Origin of the sequence: Caballeronia udeis, from assembly GCF_001544555.2 — a bacterium.
Taxonomy (GTDB): domain Bacteria; phylum Pseudomonadota; class Gammaproteobacteria; order Burkholderiales; family Burkholderiaceae; genus Caballeronia; species Caballeronia udeis.
This window is the reverse complement of record NZ_FCOK02000027.1, coordinates 18,732-42,569: the sequence shown is the minus strand read 5'-3', so window position 1 is coordinate 42,569 and position 23,838 is coordinate 18,732. Positions and strand designations below refer to the sequence as shown.

The 23,838-nt window shown below is 62.7% G+C and carries 17 protein-coding genes, 1 tRNA gene and 1 riboswitch; of the genes, 9 read left to right on the top strand and 9 right to left on the bottom strand.

Features of this window, described 5'->3' with window-relative positions:
• Nucleotides 1-217 precede the first annotated feature (217 nt).
• Genes recC through arfB form a run of 4 tightly spaced genes read left to right on the top strand, consistent with a single transcriptional unit; the run spans nt 218 to nt 9,718 of the window.
• A complete protein-coding gene (gene recC / locus AWB69_RS19955) occupies nt 218-3,598 on the top strand; it encodes an exodeoxyribonuclease V subunit gamma (protein WP_062087861.1) in 3,381 nt (1,126 codons plus the stop codon).
• Nucleotides 3,595-7,281 carry an exodeoxyribonuclease V subunit beta gene (gene recB / locus AWB69_RS19950; RefSeq protein WP_062087859.1) on the top strand — a complete coding sequence of 1,229 codons (3,687 nt, stop codon included), beginning with the start codon at nt 3,595-3,597 and terminating at the stop codon, nt 7,279-7,281. Before recC ends, recB begins: the two co-directional genes overlap by 4 nt.
• Nucleotides 7,278-9,308 carry an AAA family ATPase gene (locus tag AWB69_RS19945; RefSeq protein WP_062087857.1) on the top strand — a complete coding sequence of 677 codons (2,031 nt, stop codon included), beginning with the start codon at nt 7,278-7,280 and terminating at the stop codon, nt 9,306-9,308. The genes recB and AWB69_RS19945 overlap by 4 nt, the downstream gene beginning before the upstream one ends.
• A complete protein-coding gene (arfB, locus tag AWB69_RS19940; RefSeq protein ID WP_231937172.1) occupies nt 9,305-9,718 on the top strand; it encodes an alternative ribosome rescue aminoacyl-tRNA hydrolase ArfB in 414 nt (137 codons plus the stop codon). The genes AWB69_RS19945 and arfB overlap by 4 nt, the downstream gene beginning before the upstream one ends.
• Before the next feature lie 211 nt (nt 9,719-9,929).
• Here the strand turns inward: arfB and AWB69_RS19935 are convergent, their stop codons facing one another.
• The 4 genes from AWB69_RS19935 to thiC form a co-directional block, all read right to left on the bottom strand.
• On the bottom strand, nt 9,930-11,528 hold the full coding sequence (locus AWB69_RS19935; RefSeq protein WP_062087855.1) for an L-lactate permease: 1,599 nt from the start codon (nt 11,526-11,528) through the stop codon (nt 9,930-9,932).
• Nucleotides 11,529-12,077: 549 nt separating this feature from the next.
• The gene (locus AWB69_RS19930) at nt 12,078-12,503 is read right to left on the bottom strand and encodes a hypothetical protein (protein ID WP_062087853.1); all 426 of its coding nucleotides are present in this window, start codon (nt 12,501-12,503) and stop codon (nt 12,078-12,080) included.
• A gap of 244 nt (nt 12,504-12,747) precedes the next feature.
• A complete protein-coding gene (locus AWB69_RS19925) occupies nt 12,748-12,960 on the bottom strand; it encodes a glycine zipper 2TM domain-containing protein (protein ID WP_062087850.1) in 213 nt (70 codons plus the stop codon).
• A gap of 311 nt (nt 12,961-13,271) precedes the next feature.
• Nucleotides 13,272-15,203 carry a phosphomethylpyrimidine synthase ThiC gene (thiC, locus tag AWB69_RS19920; RefSeq protein WP_062087848.1) on the bottom strand — a complete coding sequence of 644 codons (1,932 nt, stop codon included), beginning with the start codon at nt 15,201-15,203 and terminating at the stop codon, nt 13,272-13,274.
• Nucleotides 15,204-15,451: 248 nt separating this feature from the next.
• Nucleotides 15,452-15,580, bottom strand: a riboswitch (TPP riboswitch).
• A 387-nt stretch (nt 15,581-15,967) separates the two neighbouring features.
• On the opposite strand from thiC, the gene AWB69_RS19915 reads away from it, so the two are divergent.
• Nucleotides 15,968-17,113, top strand: a complete 1,146-nt coding sequence (locus AWB69_RS19915) for an EamA family transporter (protein WP_082913483.1) — start codon at nt 15,968-15,970, stop codon at nt 17,111-17,113.
• Between the two features lie 147 nt (nt 17,114-17,260).
• Here the strand turns inward: AWB69_RS19915 and AWB69_RS19910 are convergent, their stop codons facing one another.
• Together AWB69_RS19910 and AWB69_RS19905 are read right to left on the bottom strand one after the other, a co-directional pair.
• The gene (locus AWB69_RS19910; protein ID WP_062087943.1) at nt 17,261-17,401 is read right to left on the bottom strand and encodes an entericidin A/B family lipoprotein; all 141 of its coding nucleotides are present in this window, start codon (nt 17,399-17,401) and stop codon (nt 17,261-17,263) included.
• A gap of 315 nt (nt 17,402-17,716) precedes the next feature.
• Nucleotides 17,717-19,123: a sensor histidine kinase gene (locus AWB69_RS19905; RefSeq protein ID WP_062087846.1), complete on the bottom strand. Its 1,407-nt coding sequence runs from the start codon at nt 19,121-19,123 to the stop codon at nt 17,717-17,719.
• Between the two features lie 231 nt (nt 19,124-19,354).
• On the opposite strand from AWB69_RS19905, the gene AWB69_RS45905 reads away from it, so the two are divergent.
• From AWB69_RS45905 to AWB69_RS19890, 4 genes are all read left to right on the top strand, one after another.
• The gene (locus tag AWB69_RS45905) at nt 19,355-19,531 is read left to right on the top strand and encodes a DUF1328 domain-containing protein (protein WP_075643953.1); all 177 of its coding nucleotides are present in this window, start codon (nt 19,355-19,357) and stop codon (nt 19,529-19,531) included.
• A gap of 164 nt (nt 19,532-19,695) precedes the next feature.
• Nucleotides 19,696-20,289, top strand: coding sequence for a ferritin-like domain-containing protein (locus AWB69_RS19900; RefSeq protein ID WP_062087844.1), 594 nt, complete (start codon nt 19,696-19,698; stop codon nt 20,287-20,289).
• 115 nt (nt 20,290-20,404) lie between these two features.
• Nucleotides 20,405-21,037 (top strand): response regulator, encoded by a 633-nt coding sequence (locus AWB69_RS19895; protein WP_062087842.1) that lies wholly within the window; start codon nt 20,405-20,407, stop codon nt 21,035-21,037.
• A gap of 4 nt (nt 21,038-21,041) precedes the next feature.
• The gene (locus tag AWB69_RS19890; protein WP_062087840.1) at nt 21,042-21,491 is read left to right on the top strand and encodes a response regulator; all 450 of its coding nucleotides are present in this window, start codon (nt 21,042-21,044) and stop codon (nt 21,489-21,491) included.
• A gap of 14 nt (nt 21,492-21,505) precedes the next feature.
• On the opposite strand, the gene AWB69_RS19885 is transcribed toward AWB69_RS19890, so the two are convergent.
• From AWB69_RS19885 to AWB69_RS19875, 3 genes are all read right to left on the bottom strand, one after another.
• Nucleotides 21,506-22,720 (bottom strand): MFS transporter, encoded by a 1,215-nt coding sequence (locus tag AWB69_RS19885; protein ID WP_062087839.1) that lies wholly within the window; start codon nt 22,718-22,720, stop codon nt 21,506-21,508.
• A gap of 190 nt (nt 22,721-22,910) precedes the next feature.
• Nucleotides 22,911-23,282 (bottom strand): hypothetical protein, encoded by a 372-nt coding sequence (locus AWB69_RS19880; protein ID WP_062087838.1) that lies wholly within the window; start codon nt 23,280-23,282, stop codon nt 22,911-22,913.
• A gap of 287 nt (nt 23,283-23,569) precedes the next feature.
• Nucleotides 23,570-23,654, bottom strand: a tRNA-Leu gene (locus AWB69_RS19875).
• Nucleotides 23,655-23,838: the final 184 nt, after the last annotated feature.

Genomic DNA, 23,838 nt, shown 5'->3' with positions numbered 1-23,838 from the left:
CTCAGGTCCCGGCATGATCTCGAGTTCCCATATAGGGCCACCCGGACCTGACTTGATGTGGGTTCGAGTCTAACCCAACTCGACGGCATCCAAACCTAGGCCGTTTGGCCGAATTCCGGTCAAGAACGGCCTTTGCTATCCTGTCGTTTCACCTCGCGACACGTCCTTGGCCCTGGCCGTTCGAGTTGTTGCCCTTCATGCCCAATTAGCAGGATCCATGCTCGAACTTTTCTATTCGAATCGCCATGAAACGCTGTCGCAGGCGCTGCTCGACGACGTCGCCGCGTTCGCGCTGAATGGCGGCGATCCGTTCGCGCGTCAGACGATCATCGTGCCGAGCGCGGCGGTGCGGCGCCGGCTTGAGCTGGATATGGCCGCGCGCTTTGGCATCTGCGCAAACGTGGACCTGTGTTATCTCGCGCAGTGGTTGTGGGCCAGGATCGGGGGCGTCTTGCCCGTCCCCGAGCATTCGCCATTTGCGCCTGACCGGCTCGTGTGGCGCTGCTTCCGGTTGCTCGGTGCAATGACGCAGACCGCGCCGGAGAGCTCGTCGCGGCTGCGCGCCTACCTCGACGCCGCGGACGACTCCATGCGCTACGAACTCGCGCGGCGTATCGCGACGGTGTTCGATCACTATCTGACGTACCGGCCGGAATGGCTGCTGCACTGGCAGGCCGGCGGGTCGATCCTGGCCTCGGCCGGCGGGGCAGCCGATGCAAACGGCCCGCGTCTGCCGAATGCCACGGCCATCCAGCGCGAGGACGAACGCTGGCAGGCAGCGCTATGGCGTGCGCTGCTCGCCGACCTGGCGCAAGACGCCGGCGAGCACGATCCCACGCCGCCCGCCTACCGTTTCCTGAGCGAATCGCCGAAACTCGATCTCGACGCCGTCATGAAGGCCGAGTGGCCGGAGCGCGTGAGCGTGTTTGCGTTGCCGACCATGCCGTCATTGCATATTGCGTTGCTGCGCGAGCTGTCGCGATGGATCGACGTGCGGATCTACGCCATTGATCCGTGCCGCGAGTTCTGGTTCGACATCGTGAGCGAGGCGCGGGTGGAACAACTCGAACTGGCGGGGAAGCTGGACTTCCAGGAGGTGGGTCACCCGCTGCTCGCCGAATGGGGACGCCAGACGCAGGCGCAGTTGCACATGCTGCGCGAGCTGACGGAGAGCGCTGCGTCGCGGGAAGCCAGCCATTTCGAGGAGAACCCCGCGCCGACGTGGCTGGCCCATGTGCAGAACGCGATCCTCAATTTGAATGAGGTTGCCGAGCCCGGCGAAGCGCTCGAACCGGGTATCGAAATTCATGTGTGCCATAGCTTGTCGCGGCAACTCGAAGTGTTGCACGACCGTTTGCTCGGCTGGTTCGACGAGATCGACGGGCTGCAGCCGTCGGATGTGCTCGTGGCGTTTCCGGATCTTGCGGCGGCGGGCCCGCTGATCGATGGCGTGTTCGGCACCGCGCCCGCTGGCGTGGCCGGCGAGCGCCGGCGGATTCCGTACCGGATCACGGGTCTGCCGCCGTCGCAGGCAAACCCGGTTGCGCGCGTGCTGCTCGACTGGCTGGCGCTGCCCGAACGCAGCGTGGGCGCGCCTGAGTTGATCGAATGGCTGCGGGTCGACGCGGTCGCGGCGCGTTATGGCATAGACGCCGTCGCGCTGGAAACCGCGCAGACGTGGCTTGCGGCGGCCGGCGCACGGCGCGGGCTCACGCCGTCGGCCGTCACTGCCGCCGACGTGCCCGCGGCCCGTCACACTTTCTCCGACGCCCTCACGCGGCTGTTCCTCGGCTATGCGTTGCCCGACGGCGGTGCGCCTGTCGACGAATGGTTGCCGGTTGGCGGCGCGCAGGGGTCGGATGCGGAGTTGCTCGGCCGGCTGACACGGTTCATTGACGACATCGAAGCGTTTGGCGAGCGCATAGCCACGGCGCGTACGCCGCAGGCCTGGACGCAATTGCTGCTCGACGCGCTCACCCAGTTCTTCGATGCCGGTCTGCCGTTCGCGGACTCGATCGCCGACGTCCGTTCGACACTCGATGCACTGATGCTGTCAATGAGCGAAGGTGCTGTCGACACCGAAATTGCCGCCGACGTTCTGCGAACGGCGCTCACGGACGCTCTCGACGACGCCGCGCGTGGCGGCGTCCCATGGGGCGGCGTGACGTTTTCGTCGCTGACGAGCTTGCGCGGGTTGCCGTATCGCGTGGTCTGCCTGCTCGGCATGGACGACGGCATGTTGCCCAGTCTCACGCGCGCCGACGAATTCGACCTGATGGCGAGTTTCGGCAAGCTTGGCGACCGGCAACGCCGTGACGACGAGCGCAATCTGTTTCTCGACTTGCTGTTGTCGGCGCGGGACCGGTTGATGATCGCCTACACGGGCCGCAGCATCCGCGACAATGCCGCGCTGCCGCCCGCAGCGCTGATCGACGAATTGCTCGACTATCTGGCGGAAACGGTGGCGGGCGAGGGCGCATCGCCGAAAGAGCTCGAGCGCGCGCGCAGCCGCTTTGTGTTCGAACATCCGTTGCAGCCGTTCGCCCCGGAGTACTTCAGCGCGCCGTTGTTCACCTACGAGCCGGAGCGCGCGGAACTGGCGCGAACGCTGGCGCTCGGCAGGGTCGAACCGTCAGTGAAGTTCTTTAGCGAGCCGTTGCCGGCGGAAGACGTGGAGCCCGTTGCGTTCGACGACTTCGAGCGTTTCTGGCGTCATCCGGCGCGCGCTATCTTGCGCGATCGGCTTGGCATCTCGCTCTTCGACGCTGAAACCGAACTCGGCGATACGGAACCGTTCGAGCTCCAATATCCAGGGCGTGCCGCGCTTGCCGATCGCGTGCTGCCCGCGCTGCTCGAGCTCACCGCCGACAATGAATCCCACGGCCTCGATCGTGCGCGGCGTGTCGCGCGGGCGAGTCCCGAAATGCCGGGCGGTGCGACGGGCGGCGTGTGGCAATCGCGGGAAATCGGCGCATTGCATTCGCTTGCCAACCGGGTGCGGGTCGCGACATCGGAAGGCGCCGCGCGCTTGCCGTTCACGCTGGATATCAAGCCGATTTGGCCGGACGCCGAGTTGTTCGGCCGCCACGACGCCACTTTGCAAGCTGACGCTTTGCAACCCATGCAGCTTCACGGCACTTTGAATCTGCTCACCGACGAAGGCCAGATCATCTACCGATACGACGTGCCGCGCGCCCGCGACTACCTCTCTGCATGGCTTGCCCATCTTGCCTACTGCGCTGCGTTGCCTGACGGCCCGCGACGCACGGTGTGGCACGGCCGTGGCGCGCAATCGAGCGGCTTTGAACTGATGCCCGTCGACGATCCGCATGCGCACCTGGCGACCCTCGCCGCGTTATATCGCGCCGGGCGGCGGCTGCCGTTGAGGTTCTTTCCGAAGAGCGCGTGGACATGGGTCCGGGAGAGCGAGTCCAAGGCGCAGAGTGTGTGGATATCCGACCGGACGCGCGGAGAATCCGACGACCCCGCGTTGCGCATTGCGTTTCGCGGCGCTGAACTGAGACTCGACGAGACCTTCGTCACGTCGGCCAGGATCGTCTTCGACCCGCTGATCCAGCACATGCGGAGCGACGCATGATGCGTAACGAAGCAAGCACCCCAACAGCCGGCGAACTCGACGTCTTCGAATGTCCGCTCGACGGCGTGAACCAGATTGAAGCATCGGCGGGAACGGGCAAGACGTGGAACATCTGCGCGTTATACGTTCGCCTTCTGCTCGAAAAGAAGCTTGCCGCCGACGCTATCCTCGTGGTCACCTTCACGAAGGCAGCGACCGCTGAACTGCATGAGCGTATCCGTTCGCGACTCGTCCAGATTGCGCACGCAATGGAAACCGGCGACACCGCGGACGACGCGTTCCTCGAGCGTTTGTTCGAGACCACGCTTGAACGCATCGATCCCGATGAGGCGCTCAAGCGCATCAGGATCGCGCTGCATACGTTCGATCAGGCCGCCATCCATACGATTCATGCGTTTTGCCAGCGTGCGCTGCAAGAGGCGCCGTTCGCAGCCACCATGCCGTTCGCGTTCGAACTCGAAGCCGACGACAGCGCGTTGCGCTTCGAGATGGCGGCGGACTTCTGGCGTGAACGGGTTGAGCCGGCCGCCGCGAGGGATTCATCGTTCGCCGCGTGGCTCGTGAGCAAGGGCGCGGGACCGGCGTCGCTCGACGCACAGCTTTCGCGTCGGCTTAAAAAGCCGCTTGCCACGTTGCGTTGGGGTGAGTCGGAACTGGCGACGCGCGAGGACGCGCGAGCGCTGTTCGATACGGCGTGCGCGGTGTGGCATGTCGAACGCGACACCATCGTGCAGTTGCTGATCGACGCCGAAGCGAAGCTCAGCAAGACCACGCACAAGCGCACGCTGATCGATGCGGCAGTGGCGGCGTGGTCCGACTATTTCGCCGACAACGACTGCCACGCTGCGCCGCCGAAGGAAGCGCTGAAGCTCACGGCGAGTGCGTTGAAGAAAGGCACGAAGGTGAAGAACGAGCCGCCGTCGCACGTTTTCTTCGATCACGCCGAGACGCTTGCCGCCGCCGCGGCCGCAGCGGAAGCGACGCAGCGCGCGGCCTGGCTTGGCATTGTGCGTGAGTGGCTCGACTATGCGCCGCTGGAACTGGCGGCGCGCAAGCGGACGCGGCGCGTGGTGTCGTTCGATGACCTGCTGTCCAACCTGTACCAGGCGCTCGCGGCCAACCCGTGGCTCGCCGATGCGCTTCGGGCACGTTATCCGGCAGCGTTGATCGACGAGTTCCAGGACACGGACCCGCTGCAGTTCGCTATCTTCAACAGCATCTTCGCGCCGCAAGGACCGCTGTTTCTGGTCGGGGACCCGAAGCAGGCCATCTACAGCTTCCGTGCCGCCGACCTGCATACGTATTTGAAGGCGCGCGAGCAGGCATCGGCGAGATATACGCTTGCGGTCAACCAGCGCTCGACTGCACCGATCATCGACGCCTGCAATCGCATTTTCGGCGCAAACCCGGCGGCGTTTATCCTCGACGGATTGACGTATCAGCCGGTGCGCGCAGGTACCCGTGAACGCCAGCCGTTCAACGACAACACAGCGTCGGCCGCGTATTCCGATACCGCCGATTTCTGCGTGTGGATGTTGCCGCAAGGCGATTCCGCGCTATCGAAAACGAACGCCAACCGCCAGGCGGCCGAGGCCTGCGCGGCGGAGATCGTGCGTTTGCTGCGCGGCGCTCAAAACGGGGAAGTAACGATAGGCGACAAGCCCTTGTCGCCCGGCCAGATAGCTGTCCTTGTGCAGACGCATCGGCAGGGAAGTCTCGTCAAGCGCGTGCTGGCGAGCTGGGGCGTGGGCAGCGTGGAACTGGCGCAGGCGTCGGTGTTCGGTACGTTCGATGCCGAGCAGATCGAGCGTTTGCTCGCCGCTATTGATACTCCCGGCGACTTGCGCCGTCTGCGCGCGGCGCTTGCAACGGACTGGCTCGGGCTGGACGCCGCCGCGTTGTGGAACATGGAGCATAGCGAAGCCGTTGAAGGCTCCGCCGCAACCGACGCCATGAGCTGGGTCGAACGTTTCTCGCGTTACCGGATGCTGTGGCACGAGCGCGGTTTCGCGGTCATGTGGCGCACGCTCGCGCGTGAGTTGCTGATCGCGCAGCGTCTGGTCGTAGGTCCAGACGGCGAGCGCCGCCTGACCAACGTCAATCATCTGGCCGAGTTGATCCAGGCGCGCGGCGCTGTGCAACCGGGCATTGCGCCCACGCTGCGCTGGCTTGCCGCACAGCGCGCGGAGCAGGACGGTGGGGAAGATGCGCAGTTGCGGCTTGAGTCCGATCGCAACCTTGTGCAGATCGTCACGGTGCATAAATCGAAAGGCCTGGAATATGCCGTCGTGTTCTGTCCGTTCCTGAACGACGGCGCGTTGCGCGATCCGCCGTCCACAGGGCTGCCTGATGCCCGCGAATATCACGACGGCGGTGCGGCCATCCTGCACTACGGCTATACCGACGAAGAGGGTGAACGCGCATCCGCGCTTGCCACGCGCGAGCAGGCCGCCGAGCGCGCGCGGCTTGTGTATGTGGCGCTCACGCGTGCCGTGTACCGGTGTTATGTGGTTGGAGGGGTGTATCTGATCGGGAAATCGGCGAAGGAATCGCGGCGTAGCGTACTCAATTGGCTGGTCGCGGGCGCAGGCCATCCGTTTGGCGACTGGCTCACCGAGCCGCCCGAGGAAGACGATGTGGTCGGAAGTTGGCAAGCGCTTGCAACCGGCTCCATTTCCGTCGAACCCCTGCCCGTGATCGACGTGCGCGAACCGCTTGTGGTGAATCGCGACGCCGCCTTCGTGCCGCAGCCGCGAACCAGCCGTCGTGTATTGCGTGACAGTTGGCGGACCGCGAGCTTCAGCTCGATGATTGCAGCCGGTGCCCGCGAGGAATCGAACCAGGCGCAGCCCGCTGATGAACGTCCTGACCACGACGGACTTATCGATGCAATCATGGCCGCCGAAACGCCGGTGCCCGCAGCGCCGGTCCAGCTCGCCGCCGACGATATCCTCGCGTTTCCGCGCGGTCCGTCGGCGGGCGAGTGCCTGCACCGGATGTACGAACTCGCTGATTTCACCAACTCGGCCACATGGCCCGAAGCGATCGGGCGCGCGTTGCATGAACATCCCATTGCTGTTTCCACGTATGACGCGCCGGCTGCCGACCTGCCCGCAATGATGGCGCGTCTCCTGGCTGATACAGTTGCGACCGAACTCGTATCCGGCATGCGCCTCCACACCATCCCCACCAAGCGGCGCATGAATGAACTCGAGTTCCTGTTCCCTGCGGAATCGCTGGATTTCTCGGCCTTGCGGCGTGTGCTCGTCTCGCATGGCTTCCCCGATGTCGCACTGGAAGCCGGAACCTTGCGTGGCTTCGTCAAAGGGTTCATCGACATGATCGTCGAGCACGAAGGGCGCTTCTGGATCGTCGACTGGAAGTCGAATCATCTTGGGCTGACGCCGGCCGATTACGACGAGGGATCTCTGGGTGCGGCGATGGCCTCGCATGCTTACCATTTGCAGGCGTTGTTCTACGTCGTCGCGCTGCATCGTTACCTGCGTGTGCGGTTGCGCGATTACGCGTTCGAGCGGCATGTCGGCGGTTACCTGTATTTGTTCCTGCGCGGCGTACGGCCCGATTGGCGCGAGGGCGACCGGGCAGCAGGCGTGCATGTGGGCAAGCCATCGCTGGAACTAATCGAGGCGATCGACCGCCTGATGCAAGGAGTTGCCGCATGAACGCGCCCGACCTGACTTTCGTCCCCGACGACAACGTCGCGCTTGCCGATGGTTTCGCGCGCCGGATAGGCGCGTTATCGAAGCGCCTTCAGGGCGATGCCGGCAACGTACGCTGGGCCCAGCGCGCGGCATTCGCAATAAGCCGCGCGACTACGCAAGGGCATGTGTGCATTGCGCTTGATGCACTCGCGCAGCGGTATGGCGAAACGGTCGGCACGGTACATGCCGCGTTGCTGGCAAGCGGCGTGGTGTGTGACGGCCGGGAAGCGGCTGCGGACCTGCTGCCGCTCGTTATAGATTCGAGCCGGCGTATCTATCTCGCCCGGTATTTCGACTATGAACGGCGGCTCGCGCGGGCACTGGTCGAACGTGCCGAAGTGTCTGCCAGGCCTATCGATCCGGCCGAATTGAAAGCGCGCGTGGGGCGCTATTTTGCGGCATCAAAGAATGACGATGACAACATCGACTGGCAAAGCGTGGCCGCGCTTGTGGCGTTGTCGGGACGTCTCACCATCGTGAGCGGCGGTCCGGGAACGGGCAAGACAACAACAGTTGTCGGCGTGCTCGCGTGCCTGCTCGACGAAAACCCGGCTTTGCGAATCGCGCTCGCGGCCCCGACCGGCAAGGCGGCACAGCGCATGCAGGAGGCGCTGGCAGAACGCGCCAATGTGTTGCCGCCCGAGTTGGCCGCGCGTTTGCCGCATACGTCGTTCACGTTGCAGCGTCTGCTTGGCACGCAGGCGAACGGGCGCTTCCGGCATCATCGCGACAATCCGCTGCCGTTTGATGTGATCGTGATCGACGAGGCGTCGATGATCGACGTCGCGCTCGCCGCGCATCTTCTCGAAGCGGTCGCGCCCGGTGCGCGGCTCGTGATGCTCGGCGACAAGGATCAACTGGCCGCTGTGGAAGCAGGCGCTGTGTTCGCGGAATTGAGCGCGCAGCCGGTTTTCAGCGATGCCGGCGCGGCGCGGATAGCGGCAGCGTTGTCGATGCCGGCCGCGCGGTTCATCGCCGCGTTGCCGCACCACGATGATGATCAAACCGCGCTGCTTGAAACCGAACCCATGTGGATTGACGAGCCCGGTTATCTGATCCCGGACGACGGCACCGGCGCTTATGACGCTCATGACATATTGGCCGGCCTGCCCGAAGTCGACTGGCATCCGGCGGCGCCTGTCGCGCCCGGACAACCCGCGGTGAGTCCGTTGACCAATTGTGTCGTGTGGTTGCAGCACAATTACCGGTTCGGCCTGGATTCGGATATTGGGCGGTTATCGGTCGCCATCCGTCGCGGTTCCGTTGACGACGCGCTTGCTGCCTTGACGCCCGGCAGTCGCGACAATCCGGCAAAAGCGGCGCTACTCATCGACGATGCCGGACCCCATCTCTCGGAGCGCACCCTGGCGCACCTGAACGCCGGTTTTGAGCCGTACGCGCGAGCGCTTGCCGAAACGCTTGAAGCGGGAACCGGCGCCGCGCCGCTTTTCGATGCGCTCAACCGCTTTCGTATCCTCGCCGCCACGCGTCATGGGCCGCGTGGCGTGGATGAAATCAACGCGAGGGTCTCGGCGTGGGTCCGCGCGGTTGCGTCGGTCACGCTGGGCGCAGGCGCTCAATGGTTCGCGGGGCGACCGGTGATCGTGACGCGCAACGACTACGCGCTGGGCGTGTTCAACGGCGATATCGGCATTGCGCTGCCGGCGCCGGGCGGTGCCATGCAGGTCTGCTTCCGCATGGCGGACTCCACGTTGCGGATGCTCTCGCCCGCCGCATTGCCGCCGCACGATACGGCGTTTGCGCTGACTGTCCACAAATCGCAGGGCTCTGAATTCGACCACGCCGCGCTGGTTCTGCCCAGCGCGTTTGGCCGGATGTTGTCGCGGGAACTGGTTTATACGGCGATCACACGGGCGCGTAGCCGTGTCGATGTCATTGGCTCGGCGGACGTTTTTGCGCAGGCCGTCCGGACACCCACGCGGCGTGACTCCGGTCTGGCCGCGCGCATTGCGGAGGCTGCATTGTGAATCATACGATCGAGTATGTGATCCAGCCGAACGAGGTCGAGCTGAGCGCCGTGCGCGCGCAGGGAGCGGGCGGTCAGAACGTCAACAAGGTATCCAGCGCGATTCACCTGCGTTTCGACATCCAGGCGTCGTCGCTCCCGGAAACGATCAAGATGCGCCTGCTTGCGTTACGCGATAGTCGCATTACGCGCGACGGGGTGATCATCATCAAGTCGCAGGAACACCGCACGCAGGACATGAATCGGGCGGCGGCGCTCGCACGGCTCGACGAGATGATCCAGCGCGTCAGCGTGACGCGCCGCACACGCGTGGCGACGAAACCTACCCGGGCTTCGCAGTTGCGAAGGGTGGATGGGAAAGTGCGGCGAGGCGCGGTGAAGGCAAGGCGGGGACGGGTAGTCGGGGAGTGAGCCGCATTCAGCCTGCCTGGCACGGCGGTCCGCTGCTCGCCCGGTCAACGCTTGGGCGATGCACGTTGCACGACCAACCCCCATGCTGGCTCGCAACGCAATCAGCGCCGTCCATCGAAGGCCAAGCCCTGCCACCCGCATTCGCACGCGGCAGGAACCTTGACGTTCAAAACAAGCCTGCAAAAATCAAGACGTGCCGCGCGCTTTCCCGTCAATGCGGAATCATCCAGGTCAACACGTTCTGCTGCAGCCAGACCAGCACACCGAGCAGCACGGTCAACAGAATGGAGTGCTTGAACGTCTTCGCGAAAACCACGCCTTCCTTGCCTTTCAGTTCGGTGGTGGCGACGCCCGTCGAGATGTTCTGCGGCGAGATCATCTTCCCCATCACCCCGCCCGATGAATTCGTGGCGGCCATCAGGATTGGGTTGAGATTGAGCTGCCGTGCCGCGACCACTTGCAGATTACCGAACAGTGCATTACCCGACGTATCGCTGCCGGAGAGGAACACCGCGACCCAACCGAGGAACGCCGAGACCAGCGGGAAGAAAGCTCCCACCGACGCCACGCCCAGGCCGAGCGTGTAGTTCATCCCCGAGTAGTTCATCAGGTACGCGAGCCCGACGATAGTCGCAACCGTCAGGATGGCGATGCGTGTCTGGACCCAGGTATCCACGATCGACGCGCGAAATTCGCTCAGGGGCAGCCGCACGATCGCGGCGGTGATAATCGATGCCACCAGGATCGCGGTGCCGGTCGCGAGCGGCTGGAAGTCCCAGATCGCGCCGTACGGCTGGTTATAGAGCGTGATGAAGACCGCTTTGTCGAGCCCAGGCCACGGCACTTTCACATCGCCGATCAGGAAGATCTTTGCGACGGTCCAAACGATCACGACCACCGATACCACGATCCACGGCACCCAGCCGTGGCTGCCGGAAACCTTGCCGCGGGTCTGCGCGACCCGATCCACGTTGATGGCGAAACGCTCGTCCGGCGCCGGTTTCCAGACGCGCAGGAATGCGATCGTCAGGATCAGCGACACAAGCGAGGCAAGCACATCGGTGAGCGAATAGTTGATGTAGTTCGACGTGACGAATTGCGTGAGCGCGAACGTCCCGCCGGCGACCAGCAGCACCGGCCAGATCTTGAGCATGTTGCGAAAGCCCGCGTACACGCCGATCACGTAGAACGGCAGCAGCAGCGCGAAGAACGGCAATTGGCGTCCGACCATCATGGCGAGCAGGTCGGGGGAGAGATGGGTCACGGCGCCGAGCACGGTGACCGGCACGCCGAGCGCGCCGAACGCAACCGGCGCGGTGTTGAAGATCAGCGTGAAGGTGAGCGCTTCGAGCGTCGGAAAGCCGAGCAGGATCAGCAGCGAACTCGTGATGGCGATCGGTGTGCCAAAACCGGCGATCCCTTCCAGCAGCGCACCGAACGAGAATCCGATCACCACCAGCACGATGCGCCGGTCGTTGGGCAGGTTGTCGATCATCCATACCCGGAATGCTTCGAAGCGGCCCGAGCGCTGCGCGATGTTGTAGAGCAGGATCGCCGCGAAGACGATCCACATGACCGGCCAGACGGCGAACACGGCGCCTGCCGCAACGGAATCGGCTGCCAGGCCTATGGGGAAATGCCACACGGCAACGGCCACTACGATGCCGACAATCAAGCCGGCGAGTGATGCCTGCCACGCTGGCCGGCGCGCCCACCCAAGCAGCGCCAGCACGACTGCAATAGGCAGCACGGCGACGAGAAAGGACAGGCCGAGCGAGCCCCCGACAGGTGTCAGAATCTGATGAAACATGTTGTCTCCTGGTCTTGTTCTGATGAATATTTTGATGAACGCGTGGCGTTCTCCGGCCATGGCGACCGGTACCGCGACAGCTCCGTGAGTTTTATTCGGCGTGCAATAAGCGCGCCGCTGCTCGACACACCATGCAACTAAGCGTTTGCATAATGCGTCTTGTCTAAGGATAGGGCGGGGATGGCGCGCGTCAAGGAAGGATTAACCATAGCCTTGCAGGTTGTATCGAAGTCTTGGCGCGTGGCGGGGTCATGCGTATCGGGCGCGTCGGTCCCGGACGGGGCGCATGTAACCCGGCGCAAAACCGGACGCAGATCACGCTGTGAACGGCGACAAGCCAGGGCAGGACGTGGGCGAAGACCAACATGATAAGGATTCCTGTAACCGTAGCGTCCGGACTGGCGCAGCGAGCAAGGAATTCTGGCGAACGACGCGCACAAAAAAACAAACCGCGCTATGGCTAGCGCGGCTTATGTGGAAGCGTTACATCGAGCGGATAACAGCCGCCCAAGTGGAAAAGCAGAGGGCGAAGCGCTCAGTGACAACAACTCAGTGACGATAGTAATGCCCGCGTCCACCGCCGCCGTACCAGCCGAAGCCAACCGACAGCAAAGGGCCGTAACCGTACGCGGGATAACCGTAGCCACCGTAATAGGCCGGATAGGGCGCGTAGACCGGATAGCTTGGGTAGTAAGCGGGATAAGGCGCGTAGACAGCAGGCTGTGCAGCGACGTATTGCGGTGTTGTTGATGCATACGCGGACGGAGGGTTGCCGGTGCCTTGATAGTTTTGCGTATAGCCGGTACCGGATGCTCCGGCCGGTGCGACAGGGTTCTCCTGCTGCGTTTGTGCTGTGCTGACTACCGGAGTGCCCGGATAAGGCGGATACGCTGGGTAATAACCGTACGGCACGTAGTAACAAGCGCTCAAGCTCAAAGCGCCCACGAGGGCGGATAGTGCGAGCTTCGGGCTCATGGTGCGACTCCTCATTGCGTCGGAACGCGACCGTTCGAATGAACGGGACATCCGGAGCCTAGCGCATCGATCGAACGTGGGAAAGCATGGACGCAGATCCCAATGTTTCGGTCCGTTTCACAGGTGAGGTTTGGTGCACCGGAGCGCTTGAGTTCGGTTGCAGCCCGGTCGCCGTGTTAGCAAAGCGTGGCGACCGGGCCCAGTGCGTCAGATGCAAAATCATCCGACACGCTGAGGTATCACGCTACTTGCCAACCTGATTGCCGATCAGGCCGCCTGCGGCCGCGCCGCCCACTGTCGACAGCGCGTTGCCGCCAAGTGCCGCACCCGCCACGCCACCGACACCCGCGCCAATAGCCGTATCGCGTTGCCGCGTTGTCATTTGATCGCAGGCAGACAGGCCGCCGAGAAGCGCGGCAATGAGCGCAGCAGCGCCAATCTGTTTGATCTTGTCCATTTCAACTCTCCAAAAACGATGATTCACGAAGGTATGACGGGTTGCTGTCAAACCGGCGAGCTTCTCGTCGCGCATGGTTTGCGCTTGGCGGAGGAGCCTGACTGTCCACGTCCAACCCGGCGGCGAAAAGACAGGTTCTGCCGATTCTTACAATGTAGAAGCAGAAACGGTGCCCGATCGTCGTATTCCGCAGACAATTACTGAGTTGCACGTCCCTCAATGCGAAACGGCCCGTCGCACAGACATGCGGCGGGCCGTTTTATTTGTTACCGGAAGCGTTGCGCCTTCACAGGCGCCCGGCTTGATGCTTCTTACGTGCGCTGGTAAATCTCAGCGCCCTTTTTCACGAACTCGATCGCCTTCGTTTCCATGCCTTGTTTCAACGCTTCGATATCCGATACCCCTTGCTTCGCCGCATATTCGCGGACGTCCTGGGTGATCTTCATCGAACAGAAGTGCGGGCCGCACATCGAGCAGAAGCGTGCGACCTTGGCTGAGTCCTTCGGCAGGGTTTCGTCGTGGAATTCACGTGCCTTGTCCGGATCGAGGCCGAGATTGAACTGGTCATCCCAGCGGAATTCGAAGCGCGCCTTCGACAACGCGTTGTCCCGCACTTGCGCACCCGGATGGCCTTTTGCCAGATCGGCGGCGTGAGCCGCGAGCTTGTACGTGATGATGCCGGTCTTCACGTCGTCCTTGTTCGGCAACCCCAGGTGTTCCTTCGGCGTGACGTAGCAGAGCATGGCCGTGCCGAACCAGCCGATCATCGCGGCTCCAATACCCGACGTGATGTGGTCGTAACCCGGCGCGATGTCCGTGGTGAGCGGCCCAAGCGTGTAGAACGGCGCTTCGTCGCACCAGTCGAGTTGCAGGTCCATGTTCTCCTTGATGAGCTGCATCGGCACGTGGCCGGGACCTTCGATCATCACCTGCACGTCGTGTTTCCACGCAATCTGCGTCAGCTCGCCGAGCGTCTTCAGTTCGCCGAGCTGAGCTTCGTCGTTGGCGTCATAGATGGAACCCGGACGCAGGCCGTCGCCGAGCGAGAAGCTCACGTCGTAGGCCTTCATGATTTCGCAGATGTCTTCGAAGTGCTCGTACAGGAAGCTTTCCTTGTGATGAGCCAGACACCATTTCGCCATGATCGAGCCGCCGCGCGAGACAATGCCCGTCATGCGGTTGGCGGTCATCGGCACGTAGCGCAGCAGCACGCCGGCGTGGATCGTGAAGTAATCCACACCCTGTTCGGCCTGTTCGATCAGCGTGTCGCGGAAGATTTCCCAGGTCAGGTCCTCGGCCTTGCCGTTGACCTTTTCGAGCGCCTGATAGATCGGCACCGTGCCAATGGGCACCGGGCTATTGCGGATGATCCACTCGCGCGTTTCGTGAATGTGCTTGCCGGTCGAGAGATCCATGACCGTGTCGCCGCCCCAGCGGATGGCCCAGGTCATCTTGTCGACTTCTTCGCCGATCGACGATGTCACCGCCGAGTTGCCGATGTTCGCGTTGATCTTCACCAGGAAATTGCGGCCGATGATCATCGGTTCGCTTTCCGGGTGGTTGATGTTCGCCGGGATGATTGCGCGGCCGCGGGCGACTTCCTCGCGGACGAACTCGGGCGTGATCTCCTTGGGCGCGTTTGCACCGAAAGCCTGGGCGCCGAACGCCTGGCCGGGATGCTGGCGGCCCATCATCGCGGCGAGTTTTTCGCCGTTCGGGCCGCTCGTACGCAGCGATTCCAGATACTCGGCACGGCGCTGGTTCTCGCGGATCGCGATGTATTCCATTTCCGGCGTGATGATGCCCTGGCGCGCGTAGTGCATCTGCGAGACGTTCTTGCCCGGCACTGCGCGGCGCGGCGTGCGATGCAGTCCCTTGAAACGCAGGTCGGCGGTAGCCGGGTCGGCAGCGCGTTCGCGGCCGAAATTGCTCGAGAGGCCGCCGAGCGACTCCGTATCGCCGCGTTCTTCGATCCAGCCCTGGCGAACGGCCGGCAGACCCGAGCGGATATCGATCTTGGCTTCCGGGTCGGAATACGGGCCGGAGCAATCGTAGACATAGACCGGCGGATTTTTCTCGCTGCCGAAACTTTCGTTGGTGTCGGATTGCGTGATTTCGCGCATCGGCACACGGATGTCGGGGCGTGAGCCCGTCACGTAGATCTTGCGTGAGTTGGGCAGCGGCGCGACGGCGGCAGCGTCGACGACAGCGTCGTCGGACAGGAATTTCGGATTGGCGTTCATGCGGCTCTCCTTTGTCGACCGGTGTTGGCGCTTTGGCGTCTACTCCGGTCCCATGCAGATGTTTGCGGGGGACGGGTGTTTCCCAGCCGGCCTGCGAAAAGCGCCAGGCGTGCGAAATTGCACCAAATGGCACGAGATCGCACGAAGTCGGCTGAGTCAAACGCTAGCCACGGGAGACCGAAGAAAAAGCAGAGAAGGAGGCGGGCGGATCAGGCGGGGATGCGCGAGAAAGAAAAAAGACCCCAGCGCTGCGAAATCCGAACGCTTCCCTGCGCTGGCATTATCCAGATCAGGTTCAAAGGGTATTTCTCACCCGCGACACACGGACAATCCGGTGAAAGATTGCGATGTGCAGCGCAGGACCCCCGCGTTAGCAGCCGCCACAATACACCTCGCCGTAGTGTGTTGGCAACCATCTGTAACACTCACGCGTGCGGATGCATCGCTTACTGCATAATGACGACCACCGTGTTTTCCCGGATGTGGTCCGACATTTTTCACCCGATCGGTCCGGCAAACTCGCGGCGGCTCCTGCCGGCTTTTCAAGCCGGTATCGAGCTTCGGCACCTTGTTGCCCGACCCCTTTTTCTGCTTCCGACATGTTGTTCTGCCTTGCCCGTTTTGCCGCGACGCTCGAGCGGCATGCGCGCCGTTCATCGCTTCCCGCAGTTCCGGGTGAGGCGAAAGCGGTGGTTGTAAGCCTGTCCGTAAGCCTGTCCGTCTGGCCGGCTGACGTTGCAATCTTCTTCGTCACGGAGTAACGGATGTCTACACCGTTGCCGCCGCCGCGATCGCCGGATTCTGATTCGCCACCATTGCAGCTCGTGCCGTCGCAGCCGCAGCCCTCGGCTGATGTGCTGCCGTTTCCGCGCCCGCCGGCGGATGCGTCATCGGCATTGCCATTGCATTCGCCGGACACCCCGCCGGACGTTTCGCGGAATGTTTCGCCGGGCGTGACAAACCCGCAAGCGTCCGCCGATGCCTCCAAGCGCCGCCCGTTCAATCTTCCTCGCCATTTCCCGTTCGGGCTTCCCGCAACCCGCAGCGGCCGCGTGGCGCTTGCCCTCTGCGTGGTGTACCTCGTATGGGGTTCGACCTACATGGCGGTGCATCTGTCGCTGGAATCGTTTCCTCCGCTGATGTTGTCGGGATTGCGCAACTTCTTCGCCGGCATTGGTTTGTTCATCTTCGCTGCGCGCCGCGATCCGGTCTGGCCGACTTTCGCCGAAGTGCGTAACGCAGCGGCGGTCGGAACGCTGCTCGTGGGTTTATCGAGCGGGATGCTCGCATTTGGCATGCGCACGGTCGAGACCGGCACGGCCGCTGTCATGGTCGCGACCGTGCCGTTGTTCGCTACTGTCATTGCGGCTATAGCAGGACGCAAGGTCGCGAAGGGGGAGTGGATTGCGGTCGGGCTTGGGCTGATCGGGATTGCGCTGCTGAATCACGGTGATCCGTCGTCGGGGTCGACTGCCGGCAGTCTTGCAATCCTGTGCGGCGCGCTCTTCTGGGCGGCCGGCTCGTTTCTCGCCGGGCGTCTCAAGCTGCCGTCCGACTTGCTGGTATCGACTGCGCTGCAGATCAGCCTTGGCGGCGCGATGGCGACCGTTGTCGCGTGGGTGTCAGGCGAGCGTATTGTGAGCATGGCATTTACGCCGTTTTTGGCTTACCTCTACCTGATGCTCGTCGGGTCGATGGCGGCGTATGTTGCGTATGCCTACCTGATTCGCCACACGAGCCCGATTATCGCGAGTAGCTGCATGTATGTGAATCCTGTTGTGGCCGTGGTGATAGGCGCGCTGTTTCTCGGCGAGGTGATCACGAAGTGGACCGTGATGGCGACCCTTATCATCCTCGCGAGCGTGGCTTTGTCGTTCTGGTTCGATTACAAGCGGCGCGGACTGGTTTGACGCCGGCTTGACAGCGGGCGGTACAAAAACGGCGGACCTTTCCGGAAAATTCCAGAAAGGTCCGCCGTTTTTTGTGGCCGCGAAGACGGCTGTCAGCAAACTGGGACTGGTCACGAACCTCTCACTATCCGCCGCCAGCTTCCTTCGTTACTCCGCGCCGTGCTTGTCGGCCGAGTTCGTGATTGCGTTGCCGCCCTTCGAAAGGTCCTGGCCGGCGCCGGCCACCGTATTGCAAGCTGCAAGCGCGGCAGTTCCGACGATCAACAGCAAAGCGATAAGTCGAGTCATGAGCAATTCCCCTTGAGTTTGATGCGGGTACGCCAGCCGTTCGGCCATGAAAGCGTGCCCGATGTTCGAATCCTGGCCACCCGGCGTCCAACAGCAAAAGCGGCTGCAAGACACATCGCGGCCTTGGCTACGATCGATCACCGCTTCGAACCGCTTCGATCGACCACGCCAGTTTGAATAATCATAAAAAACTGCGCGTGCGCAAGCTGTAGGCGCGGATGTTTTTATCGTGTCGGCGCCGTCTGCAACTTCTGTCAGCGCCGTCCTACAAGCGCAGCGCGAGCGCCAGCAAAAAGCCAACAGGGCGGTGGGCCGTCAAGCGTCGAAGTTGCGTACGCGTGGCATGGTGACGCGGATATCGGTGCCATGCGGCTGGCGTCGTTCGATCTCGATACGACCGCCGCGCGCACTGACTCGCTGGCGCATGCCCAGCAGTCCATGCGTGTGCGTACGCTGCAGATCCTGTGGGCGGATGCCGACACCGTCATCGGCTATATGCATTGATACCCGCTCTTCATCCAGCGCCAGCGCAATCGACACGCTCGACGCGTGCGCGTATTTGGCCGCGTTCGTCAGCGATTCCTGTGCGACCCGGAACAACGCGATCTCGACCTCTTCGCCGAGCTTGATGTCGTCGTCGGGCAGCGCGAGTTCGAGCGTCCAGCCGGTGCGTTGCGCGGTTTCATCGGCGAGTGTGCGCAGCGCCGTGACCAGTCCGAAGTTGGCAAGCACGGTTGGCCGCATGTCTTCAATAATCCTCCGCTTCAGCGCAATCCCCTGATCGAGATTCGCGAGCGCACGGCCGAGTTTCCCGGCCATCGCGGGCTCGGTGCTCTTGAGCTTGTTGTTGACCCACGCCACGTCCATCTTGCTGGCCGTCAGGATCGAACCGAGTTCGTCGTGCAGTTCGCGGGCAAGCTCGGTCTTCTCGTTTTCACTCACCGACTGCAGATGCCACGCGAGCTCCTCCAGTTGCCGCGTGCGGTCGAACACGAGCTGGTCCAGCTCCTCTTGCTGCGTAATCAGCTTTTGTTGCACCCGGTCCTGCTTGTCCAGCTGGATGCCGAGATTGCGGAACAACAGCAGGAACAACACGATATTCAATCCGCACAATGCGCCCACGCATAACGTGGAAATACGCTGGTCGGCGCGGCTCGCGTCAAGCGCCGATTGCGCCCGGTGCTCTTCGTTCAGGCGCAGCAGGGTGAGCGTGCTGTCAAGGACAGGGGTAGTTGCATCGGCGTCCGAACCAGAGCCTGCTGCAAGTCCCGCGTTGATCCGTGCATCGAGGATAGCGCTGACCTGTTTGAAACTGGCGAGCGCGGTGTCGTCCGCCTTGCGGCGATAGTACGCATCCAGCGACGCGACCGTTTGTCTGATCCTCGCCGCCGCCGCATTGGAGTCGGCGGTGTAGGTGTTGTCCGGCGCGAGGCGAAACGCGCGTTCGTCGGCGGTCAATGACGCGATGTCCGCCGCCAGCGCGGTCAGCTGCGTGGTGGCGCCTTTCGCATCGAGCGCGGTCTCGTATTCCGCGGCAATCCGCATGCGGCCCGACTCGAGTATCACAAGGCCGCCGACCGTGATCACGATGGCCACGGTCATCGCGACGGCCCAACTCCAGCGACGCATCCAGCCGTTCAAACGCGCGCTGAAGCGGGTTGCGCGCCGCGTGACGCCCGCTACCGGATTCGCCGTGCCGCCTTCGTGCAAAGAGGAAGTCATAGGGAGTCGCCGGGTTTCTGTCCGGCCAGTGTAACTTTTCGCGTCGTCCGGGGTTGATTGAATTGCGCTCGATTCGCGACGGGTAAGAGGCGGATAAGACGTGAAGTAAGAAGCGCATTGAAAGCGTTTGTCGGCGCTCTCCTACACGAAAAACGGCGCGCATCCAGATGGCAGTTCATGACAGCCTCGCTAACATCCAGTTACTAGTCCAACCTTATTGGGGAACCGATCATGTTGAAGTGGGCATTGTTTTTCGCCATTGTCGCTGTCATTGCGGGCTTGCTCGGCTTCACCGGTGTGGCAGCGGGCGCGGCCAGTATCGCGAAATTCCTGTTCGTGCTTTTCCTGGTCCTGTGCGTTGTGTTCCTCGTGCTTGGTTTTATCGTGACGAAGAAAATAATCGATTAGCGCTGGCCGAATAGCCGGCAAGCACCTGGCGCGGGCAGGCACGCCGCATGCAGGCCATGACGAGAGTGACCGCGGGCGGCGGTGCCGCCCGATATTCCCGACGCACACATCATGAACCTGCCCAACCGTCGGACAAAAACCGATTCTTTTTCTGGAGCGCATCAATGTCGAAATCGTCTGCTGTAAAAGCTGCACCGGCACAATCGAAGGAAGCCGGCGGCAAGTCCGATCCCTTTGTGCTGGACATGGAAAAGATTCGCGCCAACGCGCGTCGGCACATGGACGACGGCCCGGTTACCTCGTCATATGGCGCGGACAAGGAAGTCGTGTTGAAGCTGCTGAACGATTCGCTCGCCACCGAGATCGTCTGCACGCTGCGTTATAAACGCCACTACTTCATGGCGAAGGGCATTCATTCGGAAGCGGTCGCTTCGGAATTCGCGCAGCACGCGACCGAAGAGCAGGAGCACGCGGACACCATCGCGGAACGTATCGTCCAGTTGGGCGGCGAGCCGAATTTCGCACCCGACAGCCTCGCGTCGCGCTCGCATTCCGAGTACAAGGAAGGCGCCAACCTGATCGACATGATTCGGGAGAACCTGATCGCGGAACGCATTGCGATCGATACATATAGTGAAATCATTCGCTATATCGGAGAGAAGGACGTCACCACGCGCCGGATTTTCGAAGAGATCCTGGCGGTCGAGGAAGAACACGCCGACGACATGGCCGACCTGCTCGACGGCCTTGACGGCTGATTGTGCGGTAACGTTGAAAAACCAGTGAAGTTTCAGGACGACGCGCGGCAGGATGATTCTCGCCGGGCGTTGTCAGGACAATGATTCACTCTAAAAATGGCCGCGGACAGCGCAGATGATTCGAGTGTTGATAGCGGACGATCACGCCATTGTGCGAAGCGGGTTCCGGCAATTCGTCGCGGACGAACCCGACATGGAAGTCGCCGCCGAAGCGTCCACCGGTGACGAAACCATCGCCCGCGTGCGCGAAAGCGCATTTGACGTCGTGCTGCTGGACATTGCGATGCCGGACAAGAACGGTATTGATACCTTGCGTGTGATCAAGCAGATCCGCCCGGAGCAGGGTGTGCTGATGCTGTCGGGTTATCCGGAAAGCCAGTACGCGATCAACCTGCTGCGTGCTGGCGCCAACGGGTATCTGAACAAGGACGCGGCGCCCGACGAGATCGTGCGGGCCATTCGGACGGTGGCGCGGGGCCACCGGTACCTGTCGGAATTTATCGCCGACGCACTCGCTGACAAGCTCGAAAAACCCGCGACCGGGCGGCCGCACGAAACATTGTCGGAGCGGGAGTTTCAGATTTTTTGCAAGCTTGCGGGCGGTCAGATTCCGACCGAGATAGCGGAGGAACTGCATTTGTCGGTGAAGACGATCAGCACGTATCGCGCTCGCGTTCTTGAAAAAATGCGGCTCGCGAACAATGCCGATCTCACGTATTACGCGATCAAGAACGGTTTGATCGAGTAGGAGGATGCCCGCCGTGGGCCAACAAACGATCGTCGATAAAACCGGTCTCGCGCACAAGCGGCCGCTGAGCGTGCTGTTGATCGAAGACTCGCCGTTGATCCGGCGCAGCCTGGTGGAAGCGATCGATGCGTCCGGCGAACTGCGGGTCACCGCATGGGCGGACACGCCGGAAACGGCGATCGGGCTGCTGGAAGCGCAGAGATTCGATGCAGTCATTGTCGACCTGCAACTGAAGCGCGGTTCCGGCGTCGAGGTGCTGGCGTACTTGCAGCGTACCGGCATGACCGATTCGGCGTTCGCCGCTGTCCTGACGAACCACGCGCTGCCGGCCTACCGCGAGCGTTGCCTGCAATACGGCGTGCGCCATTTCTTCGATAAATCCCTGGAATTCGACCGCGTTCTCGACGCGTTGCATCACTACGCGCGCGCCCGGGGCGCAGCGCCTTCGGCTTGAAGCAAGCGCCGGACTCAGGCCTTTTTGGAACGGCTTCGCGAATGGCTCAAGCCGGCAAGCCCGGTGGCTGCAAGTCCCGCGAGACATACGCCGACCCAACCGAACGCGTGCCAGGCCAGCGATGCAACGGCCGATCCCGCGGCGCCGCCAATGAAATAGACGACCATGTACACGGTATTCACGCGGCTGCGTGCTTCCGGCTTGAGCGCGTAGATTCTCGATTGATTCGATATCTGCGCGGCTTGCACGCCGATATCGAGCACGATCACGCCGATCACCAAGCCTGCGAGACTGTGTCCCGACAGCGCGAACACCACGAACGAGACAGCCACCAGCACGATGCACAGCGACACTACCGCCCGCGGTCCGCGCTTGTCCGCCGACTTGCCCGCAAGCGGCGCGGCCAGTGCACCCGCTGCACCGACAATACCGAACAGTCCGGCCGCCTGAGGGCCGAGATGGAACGGCTCGCCGGCGAGCAGGAGCGTGAGCACCGACCAGAAGATGCTGAACGCCGCGAACAACGCGCCGCCCGTCATCGATGCCTCGCGCAGTGCCGGCGACTCGACCACGAGATGCCACATTGACGCGAGCAGGCGGCCGTAGGGGAGTGTGGAGGTCGGCTTGCTGCGCGGCAGGCGCATTACCACGAGTACGGCGAGCGCGATGGTCGCGGCGACCGAGGCGCCATACACGGCTCGCCAGCCGAAGTACTCCGCACCGAAACCCGAGACCGTACGCGCGAGCAGGATGCCGATCAGCAAGCCGCTCATCACCGTTCCAACCGCGTGACCGCGTTGCGCCGGCGGCGCGAGTTCGGCGGCGAAGGGTACGGCTTGCTGCGCGATGGTCGCCACGACACCGAGCGCCAGGCTCGCGGCGATCAGCACGCCGAGCGTGGGCGCGGCTGTTGCCGCGACGAGCGCGATGCCGAGCGCGGCCAGTTGCAGAAGAATGATCAGGCGGCGGTCGAAGCGATCGCCGAGCGGCGCCAGCAATAACATGCCGAGCGCATAGCCGAGTTGCGTGACGGCGGGCACCGCGCCGATCATCCCCGCGCTTTCCGGGAACGACGCGCGAAATGCCGCGAGCAGCGGCTGATTCGTATAGATATTAGCGACCGATACGCCTGCGATCGTCGCCAGGACGAGCAGCGTCGCCCGCGAATAATGTGGGTGAGGCGGATGATGCGGGGCGTGGGAATTTGAATCGGTGGCGGCAGCGGACATGGGCGAGGGCTCGAGGATTCAACGCACGAAGCGAGCCGCTGATGATACTAAAGACGACCGGAGTCCGCTGACGGGGGCCATGTGAGGCCTGAGTCGATGCCTGAGTCACTGCTTGAGCCGCTGCATGAGCAAATCCGTGTGTTCATTGACGTGTCGAAATGAGAGCGTCAATGAATCTACGGAAATACGGTTACTCCGTGTCGCTGGTGTCCGGCTTCAGCGGGTACTTTGCGGCGAGATCCGCCGGGGTCAGCCACTGGAACGTCTTGAGACTACTGCCTTCGAACGTGCATTCGACGGCGGCTTGCACTTGCAATGTCGTGGTTTTGATCGGAGTCACGCCTGTTGGCGGAATCTTTTTGGTGTAGCTTCCTTCGACCACGACACGTGTGCCTTGATAGGCGACCCGGGGCGGGTCATAGCTCAGCCTGGGCTCGGAGGCGGGGTAGGTATCGACCATCCTGGCCTTGCACACCTGGCCGTTGCGATACGGGGTGGTGCAGCCTGCGGTGCAGGTAAGAACGGCAGCAGCGGCCACCGCATAAAGGGTTCGATGTTTCATGATGGCTCGCGCTAGGTAGGACGCGCAGTCTACTGCAGTCGGTTAAGCGAAGACAGGGGACTGGCGGCGGTTTCGGCATCGATAAAGCGGGCCAGCGTCGTGCGGTGCGGCTTCTCTCGTTTCCTTTCAACCGGTACAAATGAAATCCGGGGGCGCAACGACGTTGATACGTTTCTGTATGAATATACAGTGATCGTTGCGCTGATCTGCATGCGGCAGAAAAACACCCCTTTCGTTCAGCGGACGCTCAGTCAATCTGACGGTCACTCTGGCAATCAAGCTGACGCTGGTAGCGGGGACCGGACTTGAACCGGCAAGCCGTTAGGCGGCGGATTTTAAGTCCGCTATGTTTACCAATTTCATCACCCCGCCAAGCGGACGGCATTCTACCATCGGACGGCCGGCGGGCCAATCCAGACAGGCGCTAGCGTCCCGCGTCCGGGTCGCCAGGGATGCGCTGCATTGCAGCCAACCACCACCGCGTTTTTTCTCCCGCTCGCGCTAAATCGACAACGCCAGGTCGCTCACGCATAATTTGCTGCGAGCGGCCGGGGTG

Excerpts from the sequence above, each read along its gene's own strand:
- recC (WP_062087861.1), top strand. The coding sequence starts at position 218 with ATGCTCGAACTTTTCTATTCGAATCGCCATGAAACGCTGTCGCAGGCG.
- recB (WP_062087859.1), top strand. The coding sequence starts at position 3,595 with ATGATGCGTAACGAAGCAAGCACCCCAACAGCCGGCGAACTCGACGTC.
- AWB69_RS19945 (WP_062087857.1), top strand. The coding sequence starts at position 7,278 with ATGAACGCGCCCGACCTGACTTTCGTCCCCGACGACAACGTCGCGCTT.
- AWB69_RS19935 (WP_062087855.1), bottom strand. The coding sequence starts at position 11,528 with ATGTTTCATCAGATTCTGACACCTGTCGGGGGCTCGCTCGGCCTGTCC.
- AWB69_RS19930 (WP_062087853.1), bottom strand. The coding sequence starts at position 12,503 with ATGAGCCCGAAGCTCGCACTATCCGCCCTCGTGGGCGCTTTGAGCTTG.
- AWB69_RS19925 (WP_062087850.1), bottom strand. The coding sequence starts at position 12,960 with ATGGACAAGATCAAACAGATTGGCGCTGCTGCGCTCATTGCCGCGCTT.
- thiC (WP_062087848.1), bottom strand. The coding sequence starts at position 15,203 with ATGAACGCCAATCCGAAATTCCTGTCCGACGACGCTGTCGTCGACGCT.
- AWB69_RS19915 (WP_082913483.1), top strand. The coding sequence starts at position 15,968 with ATGTCTACACCGTTGCCGCCGCCGCGATCGCCGGATTCTGATTCGCCA.
- AWB69_RS19910 (WP_062087943.1), bottom strand. The coding sequence starts at position 17,401 with ATGACTCGACTTATCGCTTTGCTGTTGATCGTCGGAACTGCCGCGCTT.
- AWB69_RS19905 (WP_062087846.1), bottom strand. The coding sequence starts at position 19,123 with ATGACTTCCTCTTTGCACGAAGGCGGCACGGCGAATCCGGTAGCGGGC.
- AWB69_RS45905 (WP_075643953.1), top strand. The coding sequence starts at position 19,355 with ATGTTGAAGTGGGCATTGTTTTTCGCCATTGTCGCTGTCATTGCGGGC.
- AWB69_RS19900 (WP_062087844.1), top strand. The coding sequence starts at position 19,696 with ATGTCGAAATCGTCTGCTGTAAAAGCTGCACCGGCACAATCGAAGGAA.
- AWB69_RS19895 (WP_062087842.1), top strand. The coding sequence starts at position 20,405 with ATGATTCGAGTGTTGATAGCGGACGATCACGCCATTGTGCGAAGCGGG.
- AWB69_RS19890 (WP_062087840.1), top strand. The coding sequence starts at position 21,042 with ATGCCCGCCGTGGGCCAACAAACGATCGTCGATAAAACCGGTCTCGCG.
- AWB69_RS19885 (WP_062087839.1), bottom strand. The coding sequence starts at position 22,720 with ATGTCCGCTGCCGCCACCGATTCAAATTCCCACGCCCCGCATCATCCG.
- AWB69_RS19880 (WP_062087838.1), bottom strand. The coding sequence starts at position 23,282 with ATGAAACATCGAACCCTTTATGCGGTGGCCGCTGCTGCCGTTCTTACC.